We start from the raw sequence: 19,217 nt of genomic DNA, 5'->3' as shown, positions 1-19,217 counted from the left end.
CATTACTAACGCTTTTCTTAATTCGTCTTTGGGTTATCTGATTCAGTAATGATTTCGTCTTTATAATTAAAGAGATTACCATTGGTTTTAATTTGAGAGTCATTCAAATCTTTAGGAATAAGAATCTCATTGTCCCGCTCATCGCATTCAATATCACTGTCTTTATCATAAGCTATTGGGTCAAAGTGTGGGGTGTCTTTGATCGGCTCATTCTTGTCTAATGCTGCAGTGGTTGCCGAGGTTTTTCTAAATAAATTTGATTGACCGCCTTTGATGCCTTTCCCATTAGAATCAGCTTTCTTACGTGGCTCACTATTGGCAAAAATAGCATTTAACGGTAGATCTAACTGTTGCTTGGCATAAGCTTCCGTATTTTCAAAACGGTTGACTAGCAAGCTAAGCCAAGGTTTTTGATCCTCTGGCCCCATCTCATCCAGCTCATCTTTGATAGGCAAGGGGTAAGGTAGCGTGCGATAAAAATCCCATAATGTCATTTTGCTCAAATCTCTCTTGAGCACATAATCATTATCTTCAGTCATGGTGATTAAATTGCTGTCTTGCAGATAATTAATATAGGTATACCATTTTGGTAGCTCTTTGCGTCCTAGCACGTTACGTAGCGCTTGTTCGCTTACCGCTTCCCCTTTTAAATGATGGGTATAAACGAGGTTTAGCATATCGAGCAAACTTAGGAGTGGGTGGCGTGGATAGACCTCTTCAGTCTCAAAAATCGTCAAGGTATAGCTAATCTCAACACCTAATAGAATTAAGTTCCAAGACAAATATATCCATAATAAGAAGATGGGCAGTGCCGCAAAAGCCCCGTAAATCGCTTCATAACTGGTGAAATTTGCCATTACTGTACCAAACAGGTGCTTCATCAGCTCGAATACGATAGCGACGAAGAGACCAGCAATGGCTGCATTTTTTGCGGGTACGCGTGCTTTTGGGATAAACCAGTACATACCAATAAAGCCTGCGACAGTGATGCCAATGGATACGGCTTGTACCCAAAAAGACCAGTCAATGCCATAACCAGCGATTTGTCGATTTAAAAAACTCAGACTTTGTACCGCGCTTGAAGCAAGAAATGCCGTACCAAGTACTAACGGTCCTAAAGTGACGATGGTCCAATAGCGCAGCATACTTTTCATACCGCCAGAGCGATTTTCTACCCGCCAGATTTGGTTAAATGCGCGCTCGATGGTTGTTAACGTCATAATGGTCGTAAAAAATAACACCATTGCCCCAATGATGGTTAGATTTGAGGATTTTTCAGCGAAGCTATTGATATACTCACTGACCTGCATGCTTGATTGTGGTAGCAAGTTACTATAAATCACTTCATATATCTGTGCTCTAACGGACGCAAGTGCGGGTACAGAAGATAGGATCATCAATAGGACGGTTAGGACGGGTACAATTGACAACATAGTCGTGTAGGTCAGCGATGCCGCTTTTTGCTGGCAATTGTCTTCAAAAAAGTGCCGAGTCAAGAATCGTAAAAATTGAAACCAGCGTTGATGTAAAAACGGGATTTTTTTTGATAAATTTTCCATATCGACCATTTAGCAGGTGTTTGAGTGACAGTAGTGTAACAAAGATATGCTGTTATCATCTGCGGTTTAATTGTGTCAAAATGCACAGCAGTAACCCCTCTAGCAGGTTATTAGCGACAATGTGTACCAAGGCTGTTTGCATGTCGGTGAATGACTGGGGCATAATATATGCCTATATTGCAGTATCTGTCACAGATTATGTATATAGTCATTCCACTATAAAATTATTACAGCGTTAACCTCGCTTGAAGTATTAAATATACATCTACACTCGGTTGCCTTGTACTAGTACTATTTTTAAATTGAATCGACTATAGCTACATAATCAATAAGGTTTTATGCTAGAGAAATAGACTGCATAGAAGCTGTTGTAGGTGATTAAAATCAACAATAACATTAATGGTTTTATGAGGAAGTATTGCTAATGAGTCAGACCGCCCCTTATGTTTTGGTGCTCTATTATTCAAATTACGGTACGACTAAGACATTGGCTTATGCTATCGCTCAAGGTATTGAGGATGCTGGTATGACAGCCCGTATCCGTACTGTACCAACGGTTGCACCAGAGACCACGTCGAGCAAGCCTGCGATACCTGATGAAGGTGACTTATATTGCACTATGGACGATCTAAAAGACTGTATGGGTTTGGCGCTTGGTAGCCCGACGCACTTCGGTAATATGGCTGCTCCCATGAAATATTTTTGGGACAATACGGTCACTATTTGGCTGGCAGGTAATTTACAGAACAAACCTGCTGCTGTATTTACTGCGACCGGCTCGATGCACGGCGGTCAAGAGACGACATTGCTGACCATGATGTTGCCGTTGATGCATCACGGCATGATTCTTGTTGGTGTGCCTTATGCTGAGCCTGCGCTTAATCGTACTCATCGTGGTGGCTCGCCTTATGGTGCCAGCCACGTGAGTGGGGCGTTACATGATCAACCCGTCTCAGCTGATGAGCGCGAGTTGGCTATCGCCCAAGGTCGCCGCTTGGCTATTAGTGCTACTGCATTGGCGCAAGCTAACTGGACTCGCTAAGCGGATTTTTATAGCATGCAAGGTCTTATATAACGCTATTAATTAGGAAGTAAATATATCTAATGGTTACAAACCGCTCCGATAGTGAGATAAGCGCACCAGCCAAAAAATCTGCCAAAGCTGCTAAACTTAAAAAGCCAATTACGCCCATTCGTCAGCGCTTGATGGTGACTTGGCTGATTTGGTTGGTTTATAGACTGCTTGGGCTACCTATTTTTATCAATGTTTTTAATCCCAGTAGTCCTGATGTCATTGGCGGTATCGCCTGGCAAGCATTATGGCTAGTGCCAGCATTTATTTTGACGCCCGCGATACTACGGGGTCGTTCGCCGTATGTGCTATTGATAGGTAGTATGCTTACCTTGGTTTATTTGGGGGCGAGTGGTGTGGTGCTGTTTACCCGCGTTTACGGCAGCAGTTGGGCAGAGATAGTGGTTTATCTGCTTGATTTTGTCTTATTACTGGCAATCAATATTTGGTTATTTATTCTACTAAAGCGTCTTCCTTCAATGAACAACGTCGTTAAGCAGCCGCGTTAGTTGATTTAGCGAAGTGTAAGACAAAAAAAGCGGCGCTCTATTTAGAGCGCCGCTTTTTTATGCTATTTCTGTTTATTTAATAAAAAGCTTAATTTACTTTGGTTAATTCTAAATCCATCTTTTTGCCATCATTAATTTGGCTAACTTTTACTGGTAGGTAATTTAAGCTTGGTGCGAGCCAAAAACTGGTAGAACGACTATTGTCATCGTGGATACGGTCGACACGTACGGTATCAAATGTGCCAGCTGGAACGGTAATCTTGGTGTTACCAGATTTTTTAAAAGGGGTTTTCTCTATTTTGTCTTTTTTCGCCATGTAATAGTTGCCAGAGAATTTACCGTTCAATAAATCTTGGCGAATTTGTACTTCCAAACTTAAATCATCAAAAGCTTGTTGTGCCATGTTCATGGTCGTCGATTTGCCTTTATAGTTACTCACCACCTTCTTACTGCTTGGATTGAAGTCTAATTTGTGCGTACGACCAACGCCTAATAGCTTATAAGTGGTGCTGGCTTGAGTCGGAATGACATTATTACCGTTGATGGTAAAAGTACTGTTTTGCGAAGCGCTTGCGACACCTGCCACCCGAGCATTGACATTATATTTCCAAGTATTGCCAGATTTGTTAAGCGTGCGAGTAGCCGTACCTTTATATTTGTCCTCAACCGTAAAGCTGTAGTTGGCGCTTGAAGGTTCGATATTCTTTGCGCTGGCAAGGGTTGGTGCAGTCATACTTATCGCTCCAATCGTAGCAATACTGGCCCCAGTGGTTAGGGCGGTTAAAAACTTAGACTTGCTACGTTTAGTATTATTAGTATCGGTTGTTAATGACTTTTGATCGTTTGATAAAAAACTCATGGACATTCCTTAATCGCTATTTATGGCATTGCTTATAACTATTGTTATTTTCTCAAGGACTATAATGGTCATGTCCTGCTATCTTTTCAAGAGTGCCAGCTGTCCCTGTGGTGTTGCTATTGTAGCCAAGGTTGCTGGCATCGAGCGCGATATCATCAGGCGTCACTTGCTGTAACTTGAGTAAGCAGGAGTAAGTTAATCGGTCAGTTGTAAATGATATGCTGTAACTTATCGGTGTTGAAATTTAGCACTCATATGGCGGCTTTTAAAATCATGCTAAGGCCTTTAATACGGTGCAATCCAATCAAATGACTGTTCATAAACGTCATTACCAACTAAATCATAAACGTCATTACCAACTAAATAATCCACGATATGCAAAATTCTTGTAAATTTTTGGGCTTTACACTTGAAGCTAACTCACTTTGCCCCCACTTTTTGATACAAGCTCAAAGCTTATCTTTAGAATGCTGTTTTAAGCAGTAGTGCCTATAGATATTGGTATTGAGACCATTAATTCAAATAAACCCTTATTGCAAATAACCAAATTATTGGAGACATATTGATGAATATTCGTCCTTTACATGATCGCATCGTTGTCCGCCGCATAGAAGAAGAAACAAAAACGGCTGGTGGTATCTTGCTTCCTGGTTCTGCTCAAGAAAAACCTTCACAAGGTGAAGTGCTAGCAACTGGTAACGGTCAGATTCGTGACAACGGCGAAACTCGCGCGTTAGATGTAAAAACTGGCGACAAAGTCTTGTTCGGTCAATATGCTGGTCAAACCGTGAAAGTTGACGGCGAAGAACTATTGATTATGAAAGAATCTGATGTATTGGGTGTGTTAGAAGGCTAGTCCTTTTTGAGTATTTTTATACTCAGCGCATTTTGACAACATTATTGAAAAATCATTGAAACATTTAATTGCATTCTCATACTTATAATAGTGGAGTAATTTAACATGGCAAAAGACGTAAAATTCGGCATTGATGCCCGTAAACAAATGATGGATGGCGTAAACATCCTAGCAAATGCAGTACGCGTAACCCTAGGCCCTAAAGGTCGTAACGTGGTTATCGATAAGTCATTTGGCGCGCCTACCATCACTAAAGATGGTGTTTCGGTTGCCAAAGAAATCGAGCTTGAAAACAAATTCGAAAACATGGGCGCACAGTTGGTCCGTGAAGTGGCTAGCCGCACAAATGATGTTGCTGGTGATGGCACGACTACTGCGACCGTATTGGCGCAATCTATCTTGCAAGAAGGCATGAAATCAGTTGCCGCTGGCATGAACCCAATGGATCTAAAACGCGGTATCGATAAAGCGGTTCGCGCTGCTGTTGAGCAAATTCATTTGCTAGCTACACCAGCTGACGATTCAAAAGCGATTGCCCAAGTTGGTTCTATCTCTGCCAACTCAGACACCAAAATCGGTGAGCTAATTGCTCAAGCGATGGAAAAAGTCGGTAAGCAAGGCGTTATCACCGTTGAAGAAGGTTCAAGCTTTGAAGATACCTTAGAAGTTGTCGAAGGTATGCAGTTTGACCGTGGTTATATCAGCCCGTACTTTGCGAACAAGCAAGACAGCCTAACCGCTGAATTTGAAAACCCATATATCTTGTTGGTTGATAAAAAAATCAGCAATATTCGTGAAATAGTGCCATTACTTGAGCAAGTGATGCAGCAGAGCAAGCCATTGCTAATCATTGCTGAAGACGTTGAAAACGAAGCATTGGCGACATTGGTTGTCAACAACATGCGTGGCGGCTTGAAAACTTGTGCCGTAAAAGCACCAGGTTTCGGCGATCGTCGTAAAGCCATGCTTGAAGATATCGCAACGCTAACTGGCGGTACGGTTATCTCTGAAGAGATTGGTCTAAGCCTAGAGACTGCTACTTTAGAGCAATTAGGTACGGCGAAAAAAGTCACTGTTGGTAAAGAAAACACCGTTATCGTTGATGGCGCTGGTAACTCTGCTGACATCGAAAATCGCGTTGAATCTATTAAACGTCAAGTAGAAGAATCAACGTCTGACTACGATAAAGAAAAGCTTCAAGAGCGTATGGCGAAACTTGCTGGCGGCGTTGCCGTTATCAAAGTTGGCGCGGCGACTGAAACTGAAATGAAAGAGAAGAAAGACCGTGTTGATGATGCGCTACATGCGACTCGTGCAGCGGTTGAAGAAGGCGTTGTACCTGGCGGCGGTGTTGCCTTAGTTCGTGCAATGAATGCATTGTCTGAGCTACGTGGCGATAACGATGACCAAAACGCGGGTATCAATATCTTACGTCGCGCAATGGAAGCACCATTACGTCAAATCGTTACCAACGCTGGCGAAGAAGCATCAGTAGTAGTGAACGAAGTGAAGAGTGGCAGCGGTAACTATGGTTACAACGCAGCTTCTAGCGAATACGGCGATATGCTAGAGATGGGTATTCTTGATCCAGCCAAAGTAGCTCGTTCAGCGCTAGAAAATGCAGCATCTGTTGCAGGCCTAATGCTAACGACCGAAGTCATGATTACTGATTTGCCACAAGGTGATGACGGTATGGCTGGCATGGGCGGTGCTGGTGGAATGGGCGGTATGGGTGGAATGGGCGGCATGATGTAATTTATGCCTCGACTAAATTTGTACGACGTTGTTAACCTCGCTCGATGTACTATTAGTACAATCTTCACTTGGTCGCCTAGTCGTACTGCTTTAGTCAATCCATAAAGCGCTTTTCGCTAGAAGTATGATTTTGTCATAAAGTTTATTTGATCATTAGAGGCTCTGTTATCGGAAGATAGCAGGGCTTTTTTTTGCCTAATTTTTATAGCGCTACTCATTGGTATATGAGGTATTCACGGTTTTATATACATTCATTCGATAGTGCTGGATAAGTGTTTTATGCTTGGAAAGGTTGCCAATTGACAGACATAGTGAGAGCGTTGCTATTTCCCAGACTCAGTGGTGACACTCTATCTATTATTTACTCATGATCTTTGATGTATTTCTAAAAACTTCAACAAGTAAAATACCAATTAGATCAACAAAATCGATCTGACATTATCAAAAGTATTGAATATATAAAGTTTTTTTATATATGTTATTATTTAAATGTAATTAATAAATATAATCAATGGACTGATACTTTATCAAAGGACAATTGAACATGTGTTATGGCTGCCCAGCCACAAACTCTTGTGCAATTCAAGGTGATGATGATGAAAAAAATTAGGCTTGGAATTCTGGTAGAAGAGGAAACATTGCCATGGCATAAGTTCAAACCATTAAAATCTCTCGTCGATGAAGGCAAGGTTGAGGTTTGTATTGCTGTCCAACGAGATAAAAAACAAGCGTCTCACATGTCTCGTCTATCCAAAGTTATTCCTTCCATTAATCAAAAGTTATTTTCTTTTCTTTCTCGAAATAAGAGTAATACCAAGCGTTATTCTATTCATGACTTGGTGGCTAATGGTACGATGCCCATCGTAATATCAGTCGCAAATCAGGATAAGATTTATGATGAGATTGAGGATTCAGTAATTGAGAAACTTGAAGCCGCCAATCTAGATTATCTAGTCAAATTTGGTTTTCGAACCTTAGCAGGGAGAATTCTGAGTGTTTCAAAAAAAGGTATTCTGTTATTTCGTTACGGCGATGAAACCAAACAAAGGCACGGATCAGCATTGTATTGGCAGTTTGCCGAACAATGGGAGAATAGCGTAGTCACGCTACATCTGTTAAATGAGCGTCTTAATGGTGATAAAGTCGTTGGGAGAGGATATGGTTCTTTATTTTACTGGGACTATAATTTAACCGAGCATAAATTAAATGGTGTCACAGCATCGATATTGTATTGGTATTTCCATAAAAATAAAATTGGCGTCAAAAGTAGAAATTCGACGAATTCAATGCTTGACGATGCAATTTATGAAGAACCCCAGCAACTGACTGCCATACGGCATTTGATGAGTTTTTTTAAAAACTATACGATAAAGACTTTCTATAAAAGTCTTTATCACAATAACTGGAGTATTTTGATTGGTTCTATTGATCAGTCGATGCAAACATACACTGAGCTATTGCCTGAAAAAGGATGTTTTTGGGCTGACCCTTTTTATATTGAGCGAGATTCAAGGCGTTATATATTTTTTGAGAGCTTAAATTACAAAGAAGGTATCGGCCGTATAGAGTGGGTGGAACTGGATGAGCACCATCAAGTTATCAATTCTGGACCAGTCGATTTAGGTATTCGCTCTCATTTAAGCTTTCCTAATGTATTCGAGCATGAAAACGCTGTATATATGATTCCAGAAGCCGCCAAGACCAATTGTATTAACCTATTAAAAGCGACGGATTTTCCGCAGAAGTGGGAAAAAGTTCATGAGTTGGTGTCTGGGGTTCAGGCAGCAGATAGTGCCGTTATTGAGCACAATGGCTTATGGTATCTTTTTACCACGCATGGTTCAATTTCAGTCCTTACGATGGATTTAGAATTGCATATTTATACGTCTGATAAGTTGGAGTCAGATAACTGGAGCATTCATCCCTCGGCGCCTTTAAAAATTGATGTGCGTGGATCACGATTAGCAGGTGCATTATTCCGAAAAAATGGTCAGCTGTTTCGTACGGCTCAAGATGGCACTATTAGGTATGGACGTAGAGTGGCTTTGTATCTGGTAGAAGAGTTGACACCGACATCTTACAAAGAAACCTTTGTGCGTTATATCGAACCCAATTGGGAAAACGAGATCGATCGTCTTCATACCTATAACGTATATGATCAAACTGTCGTACTTGATGTTTCAAGAGATAAATTGCGCTTTACCGTATAATCATTGAGAGGTTTTACGGCAACTGGTGATAATATTTTTTCGAAAAACCCTGATAGGCTGAGCTTATCGGGGTTTATTTATACAAATTAGATTTTTTTTAAACTACTGATCCACCGCATCCCGTCTAAACGTCCACGTTTTATCATCAGAAGCGGCTTCACAGTAATAATATCCCACCAAATCAAACTGCTTTAGCTGCTCAGCATTGGTTAGCTTATTATCAGCAGCATACTTCACCATCAGTCCGCGTGCTTTTTTGGCATAGAAGCTAATTACTTTGTATTGACCATTCTTTTCATCTTCAAATCGTGGCGTGATAACTTCCGCATTTAGCGCTTTTTTCTTTACCACTTTGAAATATTCATTTGACGCCAGATTAATCAAAATCTTATCATCACTATCCGCCATACGTGCATTAATAATGGCAGTTACTTTCTCGCCCCAAAACTCATAAAGGTTATCACCACGTTCATTTTTCAGTTTGGTACCCATCTCTAAACGATAGGGTTGGATTAAATCGAGCGGTTTCAATACGCCATATAATCCAGACAAGATACCCAGATGCTTATTGACGTAAATGGCGGTGTCTTTATCCATGTGATACATATCAAGTCCAGTATAAACATCGCCATCGAATAAATAACCTGCAGGTTTGGCATTGTCTAAAGTAAAGGGCTTATCGTTGCTCCAACGCCACTCTTGATTGCGCTTGGCATTGAGCTGTGCCAAATCATCAGAGATTCCCATCAGTTCTTGTAAATCAATCGGTTCTTTCGATTTTAAGTTTTTCATCAATGCTTGCGCATGTTCGATGAGCTCTGGCTGACTATAATATTTGTCTAAGTTCACTGGCACCGCATCTTTCTCATTTAAAGATTTGGCAGGGGAAAGTAAAAAATACATCGTCATTCCTTATTATAGTGAGTCAATGGGTATTCTATTTATGTATCAAGTTTTCTTATTATACGATAAGCAGCAATGTATCTTGACCTACCCATCGTTATTTCGTGTTTTTTAACGTTACCCTTAAAAAGGACAGATATTTGAGTAATATAAGCCGATAGCTTGTCAAGTCTAGTGTTTAATTGAAAAGGAAAAATTTTTAATATAACAATAAAAGTTATGCAGATGGTGTAAATGCCTAACTTTTTATTTTACTTGTGGGTCATCATTAGGCAATGAAAGTTGGCAGATGATGTCTCTATAATAAAAAGGCATGATGGCAAAGTCGCTATCATTTATTAAATTGATAATCTTTGGTGGTGATGTTGAACCAACCATGACCAAAGGTTTTTTGTCCCCTGTGCTTTTTAAATGTGCGTTGAGGGTGTTAAAGGTAGTCGTGAGACGTAAGTATAGTCATTAGACGTAAGTAAGGAGACGGTATGAAAATCGGTGTAATCAGTGCAGATATCGCGAGCGAGAGCCGTGTAGCGATAACCCCAGACGCAGTCAAAAAATTGCGTAAGCTTGGGTTTGAAGTCGTCATACAGTCAGGTGCAGGTCAAGCGGCATATTATGCTGATGAGTTATATCAGGCTGCAGGTGCCGATATTGCTAGCAGCAGCGCCGAGGTAATCACACAGTCTCAAATTATTACCACCGTCAATGACTTACCTGCTGCAGCTATTGAAGGCTTAACGTTAGGTCAGATTGTCATTGGCATGCTCGACCCATATCGTAATACTCAGCTTGATACTTATGCGACCAAAGGTGTTACTGCCTTTGCGATGGAACTTTTACCTCGTACATTGTCACGCGCACAGAATATGGATGTACTGTCATCGCAGGCCAACCTTGCTGGTTACAAAGCAGTATTGCTCGCGGCAAATGAATACTCACGTCCTTTCCCGATGTTTATGACCTCAGCCGGTACAGTTAAGCCTGCTAAAGTGGTCATCTTAGGCGTTGGGGTTGCTGGCTTGCAAGCGATTGCGACAGCCAAGCGTTTGGGTGCAGTGGTAGAAGCGAGTGATTTACGTCCAACTGCTCGTGAGCAAGTAGAGTCATTGGGTGGTAAGTGGCTGGATGTACCAATGAGTGCAGAGGAGGCTGAGACAGCTAAGTCTACAGGTGGCTATGCGTGGACGCCATCAGAGCAATATGTCAAAGATCAAGCCGCTGTCGTAGACAAAGCCTTGAGCAATGCGGATATCGTCATTACCACAGCGCAGATTCCTGGTCGTAACGCTCCTCGTCTGGTGCACGGCGCAACCCTTGCTAAAATGAAGGCAGGTTCTGTGCTGATTGATATGGCTGCTGGTACAGGTGGCAACGTCGAAGGCAGCGTGCCTAATGAGACCATCAGCACAGACAATGGCGTACGTATCGTTGGTGCCGCCAACATCCCATCGATGCTTGCAGCGCAGTCTTCAGATTTGTATGCCAACAATTTGGTTAACTTTATCACCACATTAATTGCGCCTGCTAGCGATAACGCTTCAGCAAATGACTTATCGCTTAACTTAGACATGGAAGACGAGATTCAAGGCGCACTGGCAGTGACACATGACAGTCAGGTACGACTAGCCAAACGCTAAGTTTTGACTGCCTTTCACTACACATTTGCCAGTAACGAATAAATTTTTAGGAGGATTAGATGATTGCCACTATTTTAGCGGCAGCGCCAGCTGGTGCGGCCATGAGTAGCACACCATTTGTAGCGATTTTTACCGTATTTGTACTTGCTATTTTTGTCGGATATTACGTCGTTTGGGGCGTCACGCCTGCATTGCACACACCATTAATGGCTGTCACCAACGCACTATCGAGTATCGTCATCGTAGGTGCGATGCTACAGACCGTCACCATTGACGGCTCTGTGTTTACACCGACCAGTTTATTAGGTGCCTTCGCGGTATTTTTGGCCAGTATCAATATCTTTGGTGGTTTTGCCGTGACCGAACGTATGCTTGCGATGTTCAAACCTAAAGTGAAAAAAGCACCCGCTCTTGAAACTGGGACAACAGAAACTGGAGGCGACGCATGAATGATTTCTCAACAATGATTGCGGCAAATGCTGATTGGTTTTATTTAGTAGGCGCTATCCTCTTTGTATTGACCTTGCGTGGTTTGTCTAGCCCTAAGACGGCTATCCGTGGTAACCGCTTTGGTATGGTAGCGATGGCGATTGCGGTCGTCACGACATTCTTCTTAGCAGAAGGCCCTGTGCTGTGGTTAATTATCGGTGCGATGATTTTGGGTGCCCTCGTCGGCATGTGGAAAGCGAAAACAGTCGCGATGACGCAAATGCCAGAAACCGTGGCTTTGATGCATTCGTTCGTCGGTTTGGCAGCGGTCGCCATTGCATTGGCAACCGTATTGCATACTGAACAACAGCATGGTGCAGTGGCGCGAGTTGAGCTATTTATCGGTTGTTTCATCGGTGCGATTACCTTTTCAGCATCCGTCTTTGCCTTTGGTAAATTGGCAGCTAAAAGCTGGGCTAAAACGTTGGTTGGCGGCTGGGTAAAACCTGTCCAAGCGTTATTATTCATTGCAATGATTGGTTTCGGTGGCGTTTATTTCGTTACTGACTCATTACCAGCATTTTATGCGATGGCAGTGATTGCCGTTATCTTTGGTTGGATGTGGATTGCGCCAATCGGTGGTGGTGATATGCCAGTGGTGGTCTCGCTATTGAACTCGTTCTCTGGTTGGGCAGCAGCAGGCATTGGTTTCACCCTTGGTAACTCAATGCTGATTATTGCAGGGTCGCTCGTTGGTTCATCAGGTGCGATCTTGTCTTACATCATGTGTAAAGCCATGAACCGCTCATTACTCAACGTCTTATTTGGCGGTATGGGTACAGGCGCTGTAGCAGCGGGCGGCGATGATGGCGCACCGAAGAACTACAAAGCTGGTTCGGCAGAAGATGCGGGTTTCTTAATGGCCAATGCAAGCAGTGTTGTGATCGTACCGGGATATGGTATGGCACAGGGCCGTGCACAGAATGCGGTAAAAGAGTTGTATGAGCTGCTAAAAGAAGAAGGTGTGAATGTGCGTTTTGCGATTCATCCGGTTGCGGGTCGTATGCCAGGTCACATGAACGTTCTATTGGCTGAAGCCGATGTCCCTTATGATGATATTTTAGAGATGGATGAGATTAACTCGGACTTCGCAAGTACCGATGTGGTGTTGGTCATCGGTGCGAACGACGTGGTAAACCCCTCTGCGAAAGATGATCCAACTTCACCAATCTTTGGTATGCCAATTCTAGAAGTGACCAAAGCGCAAACGGTCATGGTCATCAAGCGTTCAATGAACACAGGTTATGCAGGTCTTGATAACAGTCTGTTCTATATGGACAAAACCATGATGATCTTTGGTGATGCCAAGAAGATGGTCGAAGAGATGGTTCGTAGTATCAATGGCGCAGGTCATTAATCATTAAAATATGTGTTTAACGGTTAGCTTTTGCCTATAAATTTTTAAGTAAAGAAAGTCACTGAGGTGGCTTTTTTTGCGTTAAGGTACGCTGCATTTATAGCCAGTCGCTGTTTATATATTATATACAATAATTTATACCCAATAAATTTACACAAAATAAGCGTTAAGAGAGTCATTTATGAATATGTTGATACGTTTTTTTATTATGGTCAGCTTGCTAAAACAACAACTTAAGCAGCAATCAGTAAGCGAGCGCCTTAGTATTGAGCTCTTGATTGCACCGACAGTTCGTCATTATCGAGTGTTGCCGCATGATATGGGCTTTCGGAATCATCTGCCTAATTATCGTTATTTGTCTTTTATCGAGCTAAACATTACTCGCTGGCTGATGGCGTGCTGTCATCAAAAAGGTATTAAACCATTAAATTGGGTTATCGCCATGCAAGAAATGGTTTATCTGAAAGAAATTAAATTTTTAGATAAGATGACGGTAAGTAGCACGCTTGTTGGCTGGGATAAAAAATACGTTTATTTTGAAACGCGCTTTTTTGTAAAAAACCAGCTGATGGGCGTTGGTATGACTAAGTTTGTATTGACCAATAAAAAAGGCAAATGTGCGCCAGAGATATTGGATATGATAGGTGAGCGGTTGAATGAGGTCATTGATTCTTGGAATCAGCATCAAGTGGCGATTAAATCTGCCAAATCTGCTGAAACGAGTAAAACAACAAGTGCGGCATAACGAACTTGTCTATAATCAGCAGGCGAATTTTGGTAGGATAGCGGTTATTAAGTTGCCAATCAAATCACCAGTCAAATTGACTACTGATTTGATGAGGTGTATAAAAATGATTAAAAGTTAAGGAGCTATCATGACCCCGCAAAAATTAAAATGGACAGACAGCTTAGATATCGCTATTGAGCTGTATGAGAAGTTTCCAGAGACCGACCCGCAGTACATCCGTTTTACTGATTTACATCGCTGGGTGACTGAGCTTGAAGGTTTTGATGATGATCCACAAAAATCAAATGAAGGCATCTTGGAAGCGATTCAAATGAATTGGATTGATGAAGCAGATTAGATTTATACCCTGAAGCGCTATTTTTAATACTATCTCAAATAGAAAACTGAATAAATATATAGGACTTACAGATCATGACGTCACAAATTAAAGAGTTACCTGAAGCAATAACTTGTAAAGGTATTAGCGTTCGTACGACCAATAACGCTGAGATTAGCGAAGACACGGCGAAACTGGGTCGTTTATGGCAAAAGTTTTATCAAAATCATGCCAGTGATCTGCCTAAAGGCGAAGACATTTATGGTGTCTATCATAACTATGAGAGCGATGATTTGGTCGGCGCTTTTGATGTGGTTGCCAGTTGGAAAGTAGCCAGCGAGCAAGAGCCATCAGACAGTGAAAATATGTCTAAGGCTGCAAACCTAGTAACAGTATATATTCCTGCAGGAAAGTATTTGGTATTCTCTGAGCAGGGTAGAATGCCATACACGGTGATGAATGCTTGGGAAAAGGCTTGGACCTATTTTAATGATCGCAGCTGTGAGCATACCCGAACTTTTGATGTCGATTTTGAGCATTATATCGGTGGTAATCTAGAGTATGGTCAAGTTGATCTCTATATTGGTATTGAGTAAAATTAGTATTGAATAAATCAGTCAAAATAATAAAAAAGCGCCAAGTCTGCTATCAGACTTGGCGCTTTCTTTGCTTACTTCAACGAATGATTAATCTAGCAGCAAATTCTCTAAAATCCCTTCATAAATCTGCGCAAGCTTGCCTAAGTCATCGACTTCTACCTTTTCATCAACTTGGTGAATCGTCGCATTTCTTACACCAAGCTCAACGACTTGTGCACCCGTTGGTGCAATAAAGCGTCCATCAGAAGTACCACCTGATGTAGATAGTGTCGTGTCAGTATCGGTTACCTTTTTGATGGCTTTTTGACAGGCAGAAACCAACTTACCTTCAGGGGTCAAAAACGGCTGACCAGATAATTTCCAATGGATATCATAACTGGCCTTACTATTAGTAAAGTGTTTGTCAAAGATAGCATGCGTTTTTGCCTTCAGCTCATCTTCAGTCGTTTCCGTTGAAAAGCGGAAGTTGAAGATAATTTTTAACGTCTCAGGAATGACGTTGGTGGCACCTGTACCGCCATTGATATTAGAGATTTGCAGTGAAGTCGCAGGGAAATAATCATTGCCATTATCCCAAGTAGCTGAGGTCAAATCTGCCAAAGCTGACATGGCTGCATGGATAGGGTTGCAAGCTAAATGCGGGTATGCAACATGACCTTGTTTGCCAGTGACCGTAAGTTCCGCACCCAATGAGCCGCGGCGACCGTTTTTAATGATATCGCCGAGCGTATCTGTGCTCGATGGTTCGCCAACCAAGCAATAGGTGATTTTTTCTTGACGTGCTTCTAAGGTTTCAATGACTTTGACCGTGCCATTAATAGACGGGCCTTCTTCATCTGAGGTGATTAAAAAAGCAATCGAACCATTGTGCTCAGGATAATTAGCGACGAAACGCTCGGCGGCGACGGTAAAAGCCGCAATCCCCGTTTTCATGTCAGCTGCACCGCGAGCCCATAGATAACCATCAGCGATGGTGGGCGTAAATGGCGGATACGTCCAATTGTTTTCATCACCCGTAGGCACGACGTCGGTATGACCAGCAAAACAAATAACTGGATCAGTGGTGCCACGGCGCGCCCATAGATTTTTAACTTCTGCATGTTCGCCGCTTTGATCTCTATCGCCAAAATACATAAATTCGCAGTCAAACCCAGCTTGTGATAGTCGTTTTGACAAGATATCTTGACAGCCATCATCATCTGGGGTGACGGAGGGACGTTCAAGTAGCGCAATACTTAAATCTAGCGTTTGCTGCTGATGGTTTTCTTGTTGATGGATGGTTTGTTTATTAAAGTCCGACATGAATAAACCTTTTTATTATAAATTAAGATGATAATTTTTTAAAATTGGCAGCCACGATAAAATACAATCAGTCGTTGCTTGTTACTTGCTAATGCGTTTTAAATCTTGTCTTCAACAAAAGGCACCAAACCATCACGGCGCATCCACGTAGCGATAGAGTAACGCTGCCGATGGGCAATTTGTACTTGATGTTGTAGGTCACTGTCAAATATCACCAATCTATTGGCGACAGGCATGACGTTATGATGAACGCCATGTTTATCAATGATTTCTAGTGCGCCGCCGTCAGTTGGTTCCCATTCATCATTGAGATAAAACACCGCAGAGATAACGCGTTCATCACGCCCAGCTGGATTGTCACTATGCCATTGATAGCCAAAACCTACCGGATAGCAAGCATAATGCGCTTCACTGTGGCGAATACCGGCAAATAAACTGCGATTAAATAAGGCGGCAAGCGCATTGATACTTTGCAAATAATAAAACCCAGCAAAGAAGTTTTCTGTAATCCAGCGGATGCGATCACCGCGAATATCACTGACACGAATCCCAGCCGTCAGCTCTGCGTCACGATAGTCAATAAAACCACTCTCTGCTTGCAAGGCTAACAGCGCTTTCGTTTCAAAGACCTCATCAATAATGATCCAACCATCATCAACGAATGTATCCAGTTGTGTATCAGTCAGCTTATCTTGCCAACTGATATCGAAATCAGACTGTTGTAATACGCGCTGAGTCAGTGGTTTTTGGCTTGGGTCGTCGCTATGAGGAAATAATAATGGTGGATTATCTTCTCCTATCGGATGATCAATCACCAACTTTGTCACATCAAGATTGCTAATAATCTCTGTCATTTCGTCTCACTATGGTCAGTTAGCTAGCAATACATAGCCAATCAATGCCTTTTTACCAAAACCATCGTTATCTTTTACTCTGCCTATGCTACCATAGATGTAATTTTTCTTATTTAAACTTTTGAGATTATGAACTATAAACACGCCTACCACGCTGGTAACTTTGCTGATGTGGTTAAACACATTTTATTGGTACAACTCCTTAATCAATTGGGGCAAAAAAACAAACCTTTTTATGTGCTTGATGCTTATGGTGGTCGCGGACTGTATTCACTGAGCAGTGAAGAAGCGCGCAAGACAGGTGAGGCCAAAGGTGGTATCCAAGCGTTACTAAATGCCAATACCGACAAGGCACCCGCTGCTGTCAAAGATTATATGGAAGGCATTAAGCAAGCGCGTTTCACTTATGACAATAAAGTCTATCCTGGTTCTCCTTGGTGGGTTGCCCATCATATCGAGAAAAATCCAGATGCGGGCGTGCGCGGTGAAGCTTTTGAAGCCAAAGCTAGCGAATATGATGCGCTAAATTATCAGTTGCACAAGTTACCCATTGGTATACAGCATCGTGATGCCTTTGAAGGTATTACCGCCGTTATTCCGCCAAAAGAAAAGCGTGGTCTGATTTTTCTTGATCCGCCTTATGAGCAAGAGCACAAAGATTTTACCCGCCTTATAAATTTACTCGTTGCTGCTTATAATAAATGGCCACAAGGCACTTATGCGCTTTGGTTCCCTATTAAGAACGTTGAAGCCGTTGAATTGTTTTATAAAAAACTGAAGCGTACTGAAATGCGCCGCCAGTTGGTTTGTGAGCTGAATATTTATCCAAATGATGTGGCGGTTGGTCTTAACGGTACAGGTTTACTGGTAATCAATCCACCTTGGCAATTTGATAATCATGCACGTGAGATATTACGCTTCTTACAGCCTGCATTAAAAGTGGCTGATGCTCCAGACTTAACGCCTGATAGCGCAACCAATGTACGCTGGCTAGTCGGCGAATAACCATGTTAGTGAATAACTATGCCGGCAAATAAGGATATTGAGATGACTAACGTGCAATCACCTAAAGACGAATCAAATCATCCGCTTCTAAATGATGGATTGTTACAAGACAGCGCAGCCGCCCAGCCGCCCTTTGTCGATGAGCATGATTTCAATATTCGCTTAGCGGATAATGAGAGTTATGATGGCTTGACCTTTGAAGTGATTGAAGCAGAAGTTGCTGAAGGGCAGCGAGTAGTCAGTCGCGGTGTCTATTTAGCGCCAAACCTAATTACAACCTTGTCACTGCTATCTGGCTTTTATTCGATTTTAGCCAGTACGCAAGGCGAGTTCTACAAAGCTTCTTTAGCCATCTTTTTGTCCGCTATTCTCGACGGTGCTGATGGGCGAGTGGCGCGTATGCTTAATGCGCAAAGCCCCTTTGGCGAGCAATATGATTCGCTTGCCGATATGCTGGCTTTTGGTGTTGCACCAGCGATCTTAGTTTATAGTTTTGCGCTACAGCCGTTAGGTCGCATTGGCTTGGGCTGTGCGTTTGTCTTTACCGCCTGTGCCGCCTTCCGTCTCGCACGTTTTAACGTTCAGGTCGGTATTGTTGATAAAAAATACTTTGTCGGTTTGGCCAGTCCACTTGCTGCTATATTAGTAACGGCAGCCGTTATGGTCGCTGTTGACCATAATGAATGGGTTGGGCAGTACGATACGGCAGTCATATTCTTATTTGCTGCTTGGGTGGTGATTTGTGGTTTACTGATGGTTAGTAATGTCAAATACTATAGCTTTAAAGAGTTTGATAAAAAGAAAGTACCTTTTGTAGTTCTAATAATTGGTGTGTTGGTTATGAGTATTGTGCTCTATGATATACCTGTTGGTATCTTGGCGATTGGTATTATTTATGCGTTATCGGGTATTGTTACGACGATTAAAGCAAAAGCAAATTTTTAGAATTGATTGTTCGTGTCATATTAAGGAATTTACCGTAGGGTAAGTTCCTTTTTTTATACGCTTTATATATCAAACCGGCTATCAGTGTATTCATCACGATAAGATAAAGAAAGACCAGCTCATTTTTTAGATAATGATCATTGATAACGACTTGTTAAAGAAACCCACATGATTGAGATGAAATAAGCATGCTTATTTACGAGCTTACCTCAGCCCAACGCAAAACCCCGTAGACTGCCATT

Annotated in this window: 18 protein-coding genes; 13 read left to right on the top strand and 5 right to left on the bottom strand. The window is 42.1% G+C overall.

All coding sequences use genetic code 11. The features are described from left to right. Positions 1 to 17: 17 nt before the first annotated feature. The gene (locus ACT3S4_RS12070; protein WP_250163803.1) at positions 18 to 1,559 is read right to left on the bottom strand and encodes a YihY family inner membrane protein; all 1,542 of its coding nucleotides are present in this window, start codon (positions 1,557 to 1,559) and stop codon (positions 18 to 20) included. A gap of 424 nt (positions 1,560 to 1,983) precedes the next feature. Here ACT3S4_RS12070 and wrbA point away from each other — a divergent pair, with 424 nt between their 5' ends. Together wrbA and ACT3S4_RS12060 are read left to right on the top strand one after the other, a co-directional pair. Next, positions 1,984 to 2,601, top strand: a complete 618-nt coding sequence (gene wrbA, locus ACT3S4_RS12065; RefSeq protein ID WP_060490546.1) for an NAD(P)H:quinone oxidoreductase — start codon at positions 1,984 to 1,986, stop codon at positions 2,599 to 2,601. 62 nt (positions 2,602 to 2,663) lie between these two features. Then, entirely contained in the window at positions 2,664 to 3,140 is a 477-nt protein-coding gene (locus ACT3S4_RS12060) for a hypothetical protein (RefSeq protein WP_055125291.1), read from the top strand. Between the two features lie 88 nt (positions 3,141 to 3,228). Here ACT3S4_RS12060 and ACT3S4_RS12055 read toward each other — a convergent pair whose 3' ends face one another. Continuing rightward, positions 3,229 to 3,999, bottom strand: coding sequence for a DUF3108 domain-containing protein (locus ACT3S4_RS12055; RefSeq protein WP_250163805.1), 771 nt, complete (start codon positions 3,997 to 3,999; stop codon positions 3,229 to 3,231). A gap of 562 nt (positions 4,000 to 4,561) precedes the next feature. Here ACT3S4_RS12055 and ACT3S4_RS12050 point away from each other — a divergent pair. From ACT3S4_RS12050 to ACT3S4_RS12040, 3 genes are all read left to right on the top strand, one after another. After that, positions 4,562 to 4,855, top strand: a complete 294-nt coding sequence (locus ACT3S4_RS12050) for a co-chaperone GroES (protein WP_041757514.1) — start codon at positions 4,562 to 4,564, stop codon at positions 4,853 to 4,855. A 105-nt stretch (positions 4,856 to 4,960) separates the two neighbouring features. Further along, positions 4,961 to 6,610, top strand: a complete 1,650-nt coding sequence (gene groL / locus ACT3S4_RS12045; RefSeq protein WP_109591437.1) for a chaperonin GroEL — start codon at positions 4,961 to 4,963, stop codon at positions 6,608 to 6,610. Positions 6,611 to 7,161: 551 nt separating this feature from the next. Beyond that, complete coding sequence (locus ACT3S4_RS12040) at positions 7,162 to 8,820, top strand: glucosamine inositolphosphorylceramide transferase family protein (protein ID WP_444761136.1); 1,659 nt, start codon at positions 7,162 to 7,164, stop codon at positions 8,818 to 8,820. 102 nt (positions 8,821 to 8,922) lie between these two features. Here the strand turns inward: ACT3S4_RS12040 and yaaA are convergent, their stop codons facing one another. After that, positions 8,923 to 9,723, bottom strand: a complete 801-nt coding sequence (gene yaaA, locus ACT3S4_RS12035; protein ID WP_444761135.1) for a peroxide stress protein YaaA — start codon at positions 9,721 to 9,723, stop codon at positions 8,923 to 8,925. Positions 9,724 to 10,205: 482 nt separating this feature from the next. On the opposite strand from yaaA, the gene ACT3S4_RS12030 reads away from it, so the two are divergent. From ACT3S4_RS12030 to ACT3S4_RS12005, 6 genes are all read left to right on the top strand, one after another. Beyond that, on the top strand, positions 10,206 to 11,360 hold the full coding sequence (locus ACT3S4_RS12030; RefSeq protein WP_193009095.1) for a Re/Si-specific NAD(P)(+) transhydrogenase subunit alpha: 1,155 nt from the start codon (positions 10,206 to 10,208) through the stop codon (positions 11,358 to 11,360). A 101-nt stretch (positions 11,361 to 11,461) separates the two neighbouring features. Then, entirely contained in the window at positions 11,462 to 11,809 is a 348-nt protein-coding gene (locus ACT3S4_RS12025; RefSeq protein ID WP_296240300.1) for a proton-translocating transhydrogenase family protein, read from the top strand. Next, on the top strand, positions 11,806 to 13,206 hold the full coding sequence (locus ACT3S4_RS12020; protein WP_444761134.1) for an NAD(P)(+) transhydrogenase (Re/Si-specific) subunit beta: 1,401 nt from the start codon (positions 11,806 to 11,808) through the stop codon (positions 13,204 to 13,206). Before ACT3S4_RS12025 ends, ACT3S4_RS12020 begins: the two co-directional genes overlap by 4 nt. A gap of 181 nt (positions 13,207 to 13,387) precedes the next feature. Then, positions 13,388 to 13,951, top strand: a complete 564-nt coding sequence (locus ACT3S4_RS12015; RefSeq protein ID WP_426138558.1) for an acyl-CoA thioesterase — start codon at positions 13,388 to 13,390, stop codon at positions 13,949 to 13,951. Between the two features lie 130 nt (positions 13,952 to 14,081). After that, entirely contained in the window at positions 14,082 to 14,291 is a 210-nt protein-coding gene (iscX, locus tag ACT3S4_RS12010; protein ID WP_021812734.1) for a Fe-S cluster assembly protein IscX, read from the top strand. 74 nt (positions 14,292 to 14,365) lie between these two features. After that, positions 14,366 to 14,866, top strand: coding sequence for a GyrI-like domain-containing protein (locus ACT3S4_RS12005; RefSeq protein ID WP_426138557.1), 501 nt, complete (start codon positions 14,366 to 14,368; stop codon positions 14,864 to 14,866). Between the two features lie 90 nt (positions 14,867 to 14,956). Here the strand turns inward: ACT3S4_RS12005 and dapE are convergent, their stop codons facing one another. Both dapE and ACT3S4_RS11995 read right to left on the bottom strand, forming a co-directional pair. Next, positions 14,957 to 16,171: a succinyl-diaminopimelate desuccinylase gene (dapE, locus tag ACT3S4_RS12000; RefSeq protein ID WP_444761133.1), complete on the bottom strand. Its 1,215-nt coding sequence runs from the start codon at positions 16,169 to 16,171 to the stop codon at positions 14,957 to 14,959. Positions 16,172 to 16,269: 98 nt separating this feature from the next. After that, positions 16,270 to 17,025, bottom strand: a complete 756-nt coding sequence (locus tag ACT3S4_RS11995) for a 2OG-Fe(II) oxygenase (protein WP_444761132.1) — start codon at positions 17,023 to 17,025, stop codon at positions 16,270 to 16,272. 129 nt (positions 17,026 to 17,154) lie between these two features. Here ACT3S4_RS11995 and ACT3S4_RS11990 point away from each other — a divergent pair, with 129 nt between their 5' ends. Together ACT3S4_RS11990 and pssA are read left to right on the top strand one after the other, a co-directional pair. Further along, positions 17,155 to 18,030, top strand: coding sequence for a 23S rRNA (adenine(2030)-N(6))-methyltransferase RlmJ (locus tag ACT3S4_RS11990; protein WP_045446718.1), 876 nt, complete (start codon positions 17,155 to 17,157; stop codon positions 18,028 to 18,030). 42 nt (positions 18,031 to 18,072) lie between these two features. Continuing rightward, complete coding sequence (pssA, locus tag ACT3S4_RS11985) at positions 18,073 to 18,975, top strand: CDP-diacylglycerol--serine O-phosphatidyltransferase (RefSeq protein WP_227676082.1); 903 nt, start codon at positions 18,073 to 18,075, stop codon at positions 18,973 to 18,975. The last annotated feature ends 242 nt before the right edge of the window (positions 18,976 to 19,217 follow it).

This window comes from Psychrobacter sp. AOP30-A2-5, from assembly GCF_052378115.1.
In the GTDB taxonomy this organism is placed as follows: Bacteria; Pseudomonadota; Gammaproteobacteria; order Pseudomonadales; family Moraxellaceae; genus Psychrobacter.
The sequence above is the reverse complement of the archived record's forward strand: the minus strand, read 5'-3'. Positions and strand labels throughout refer to the sequence as shown.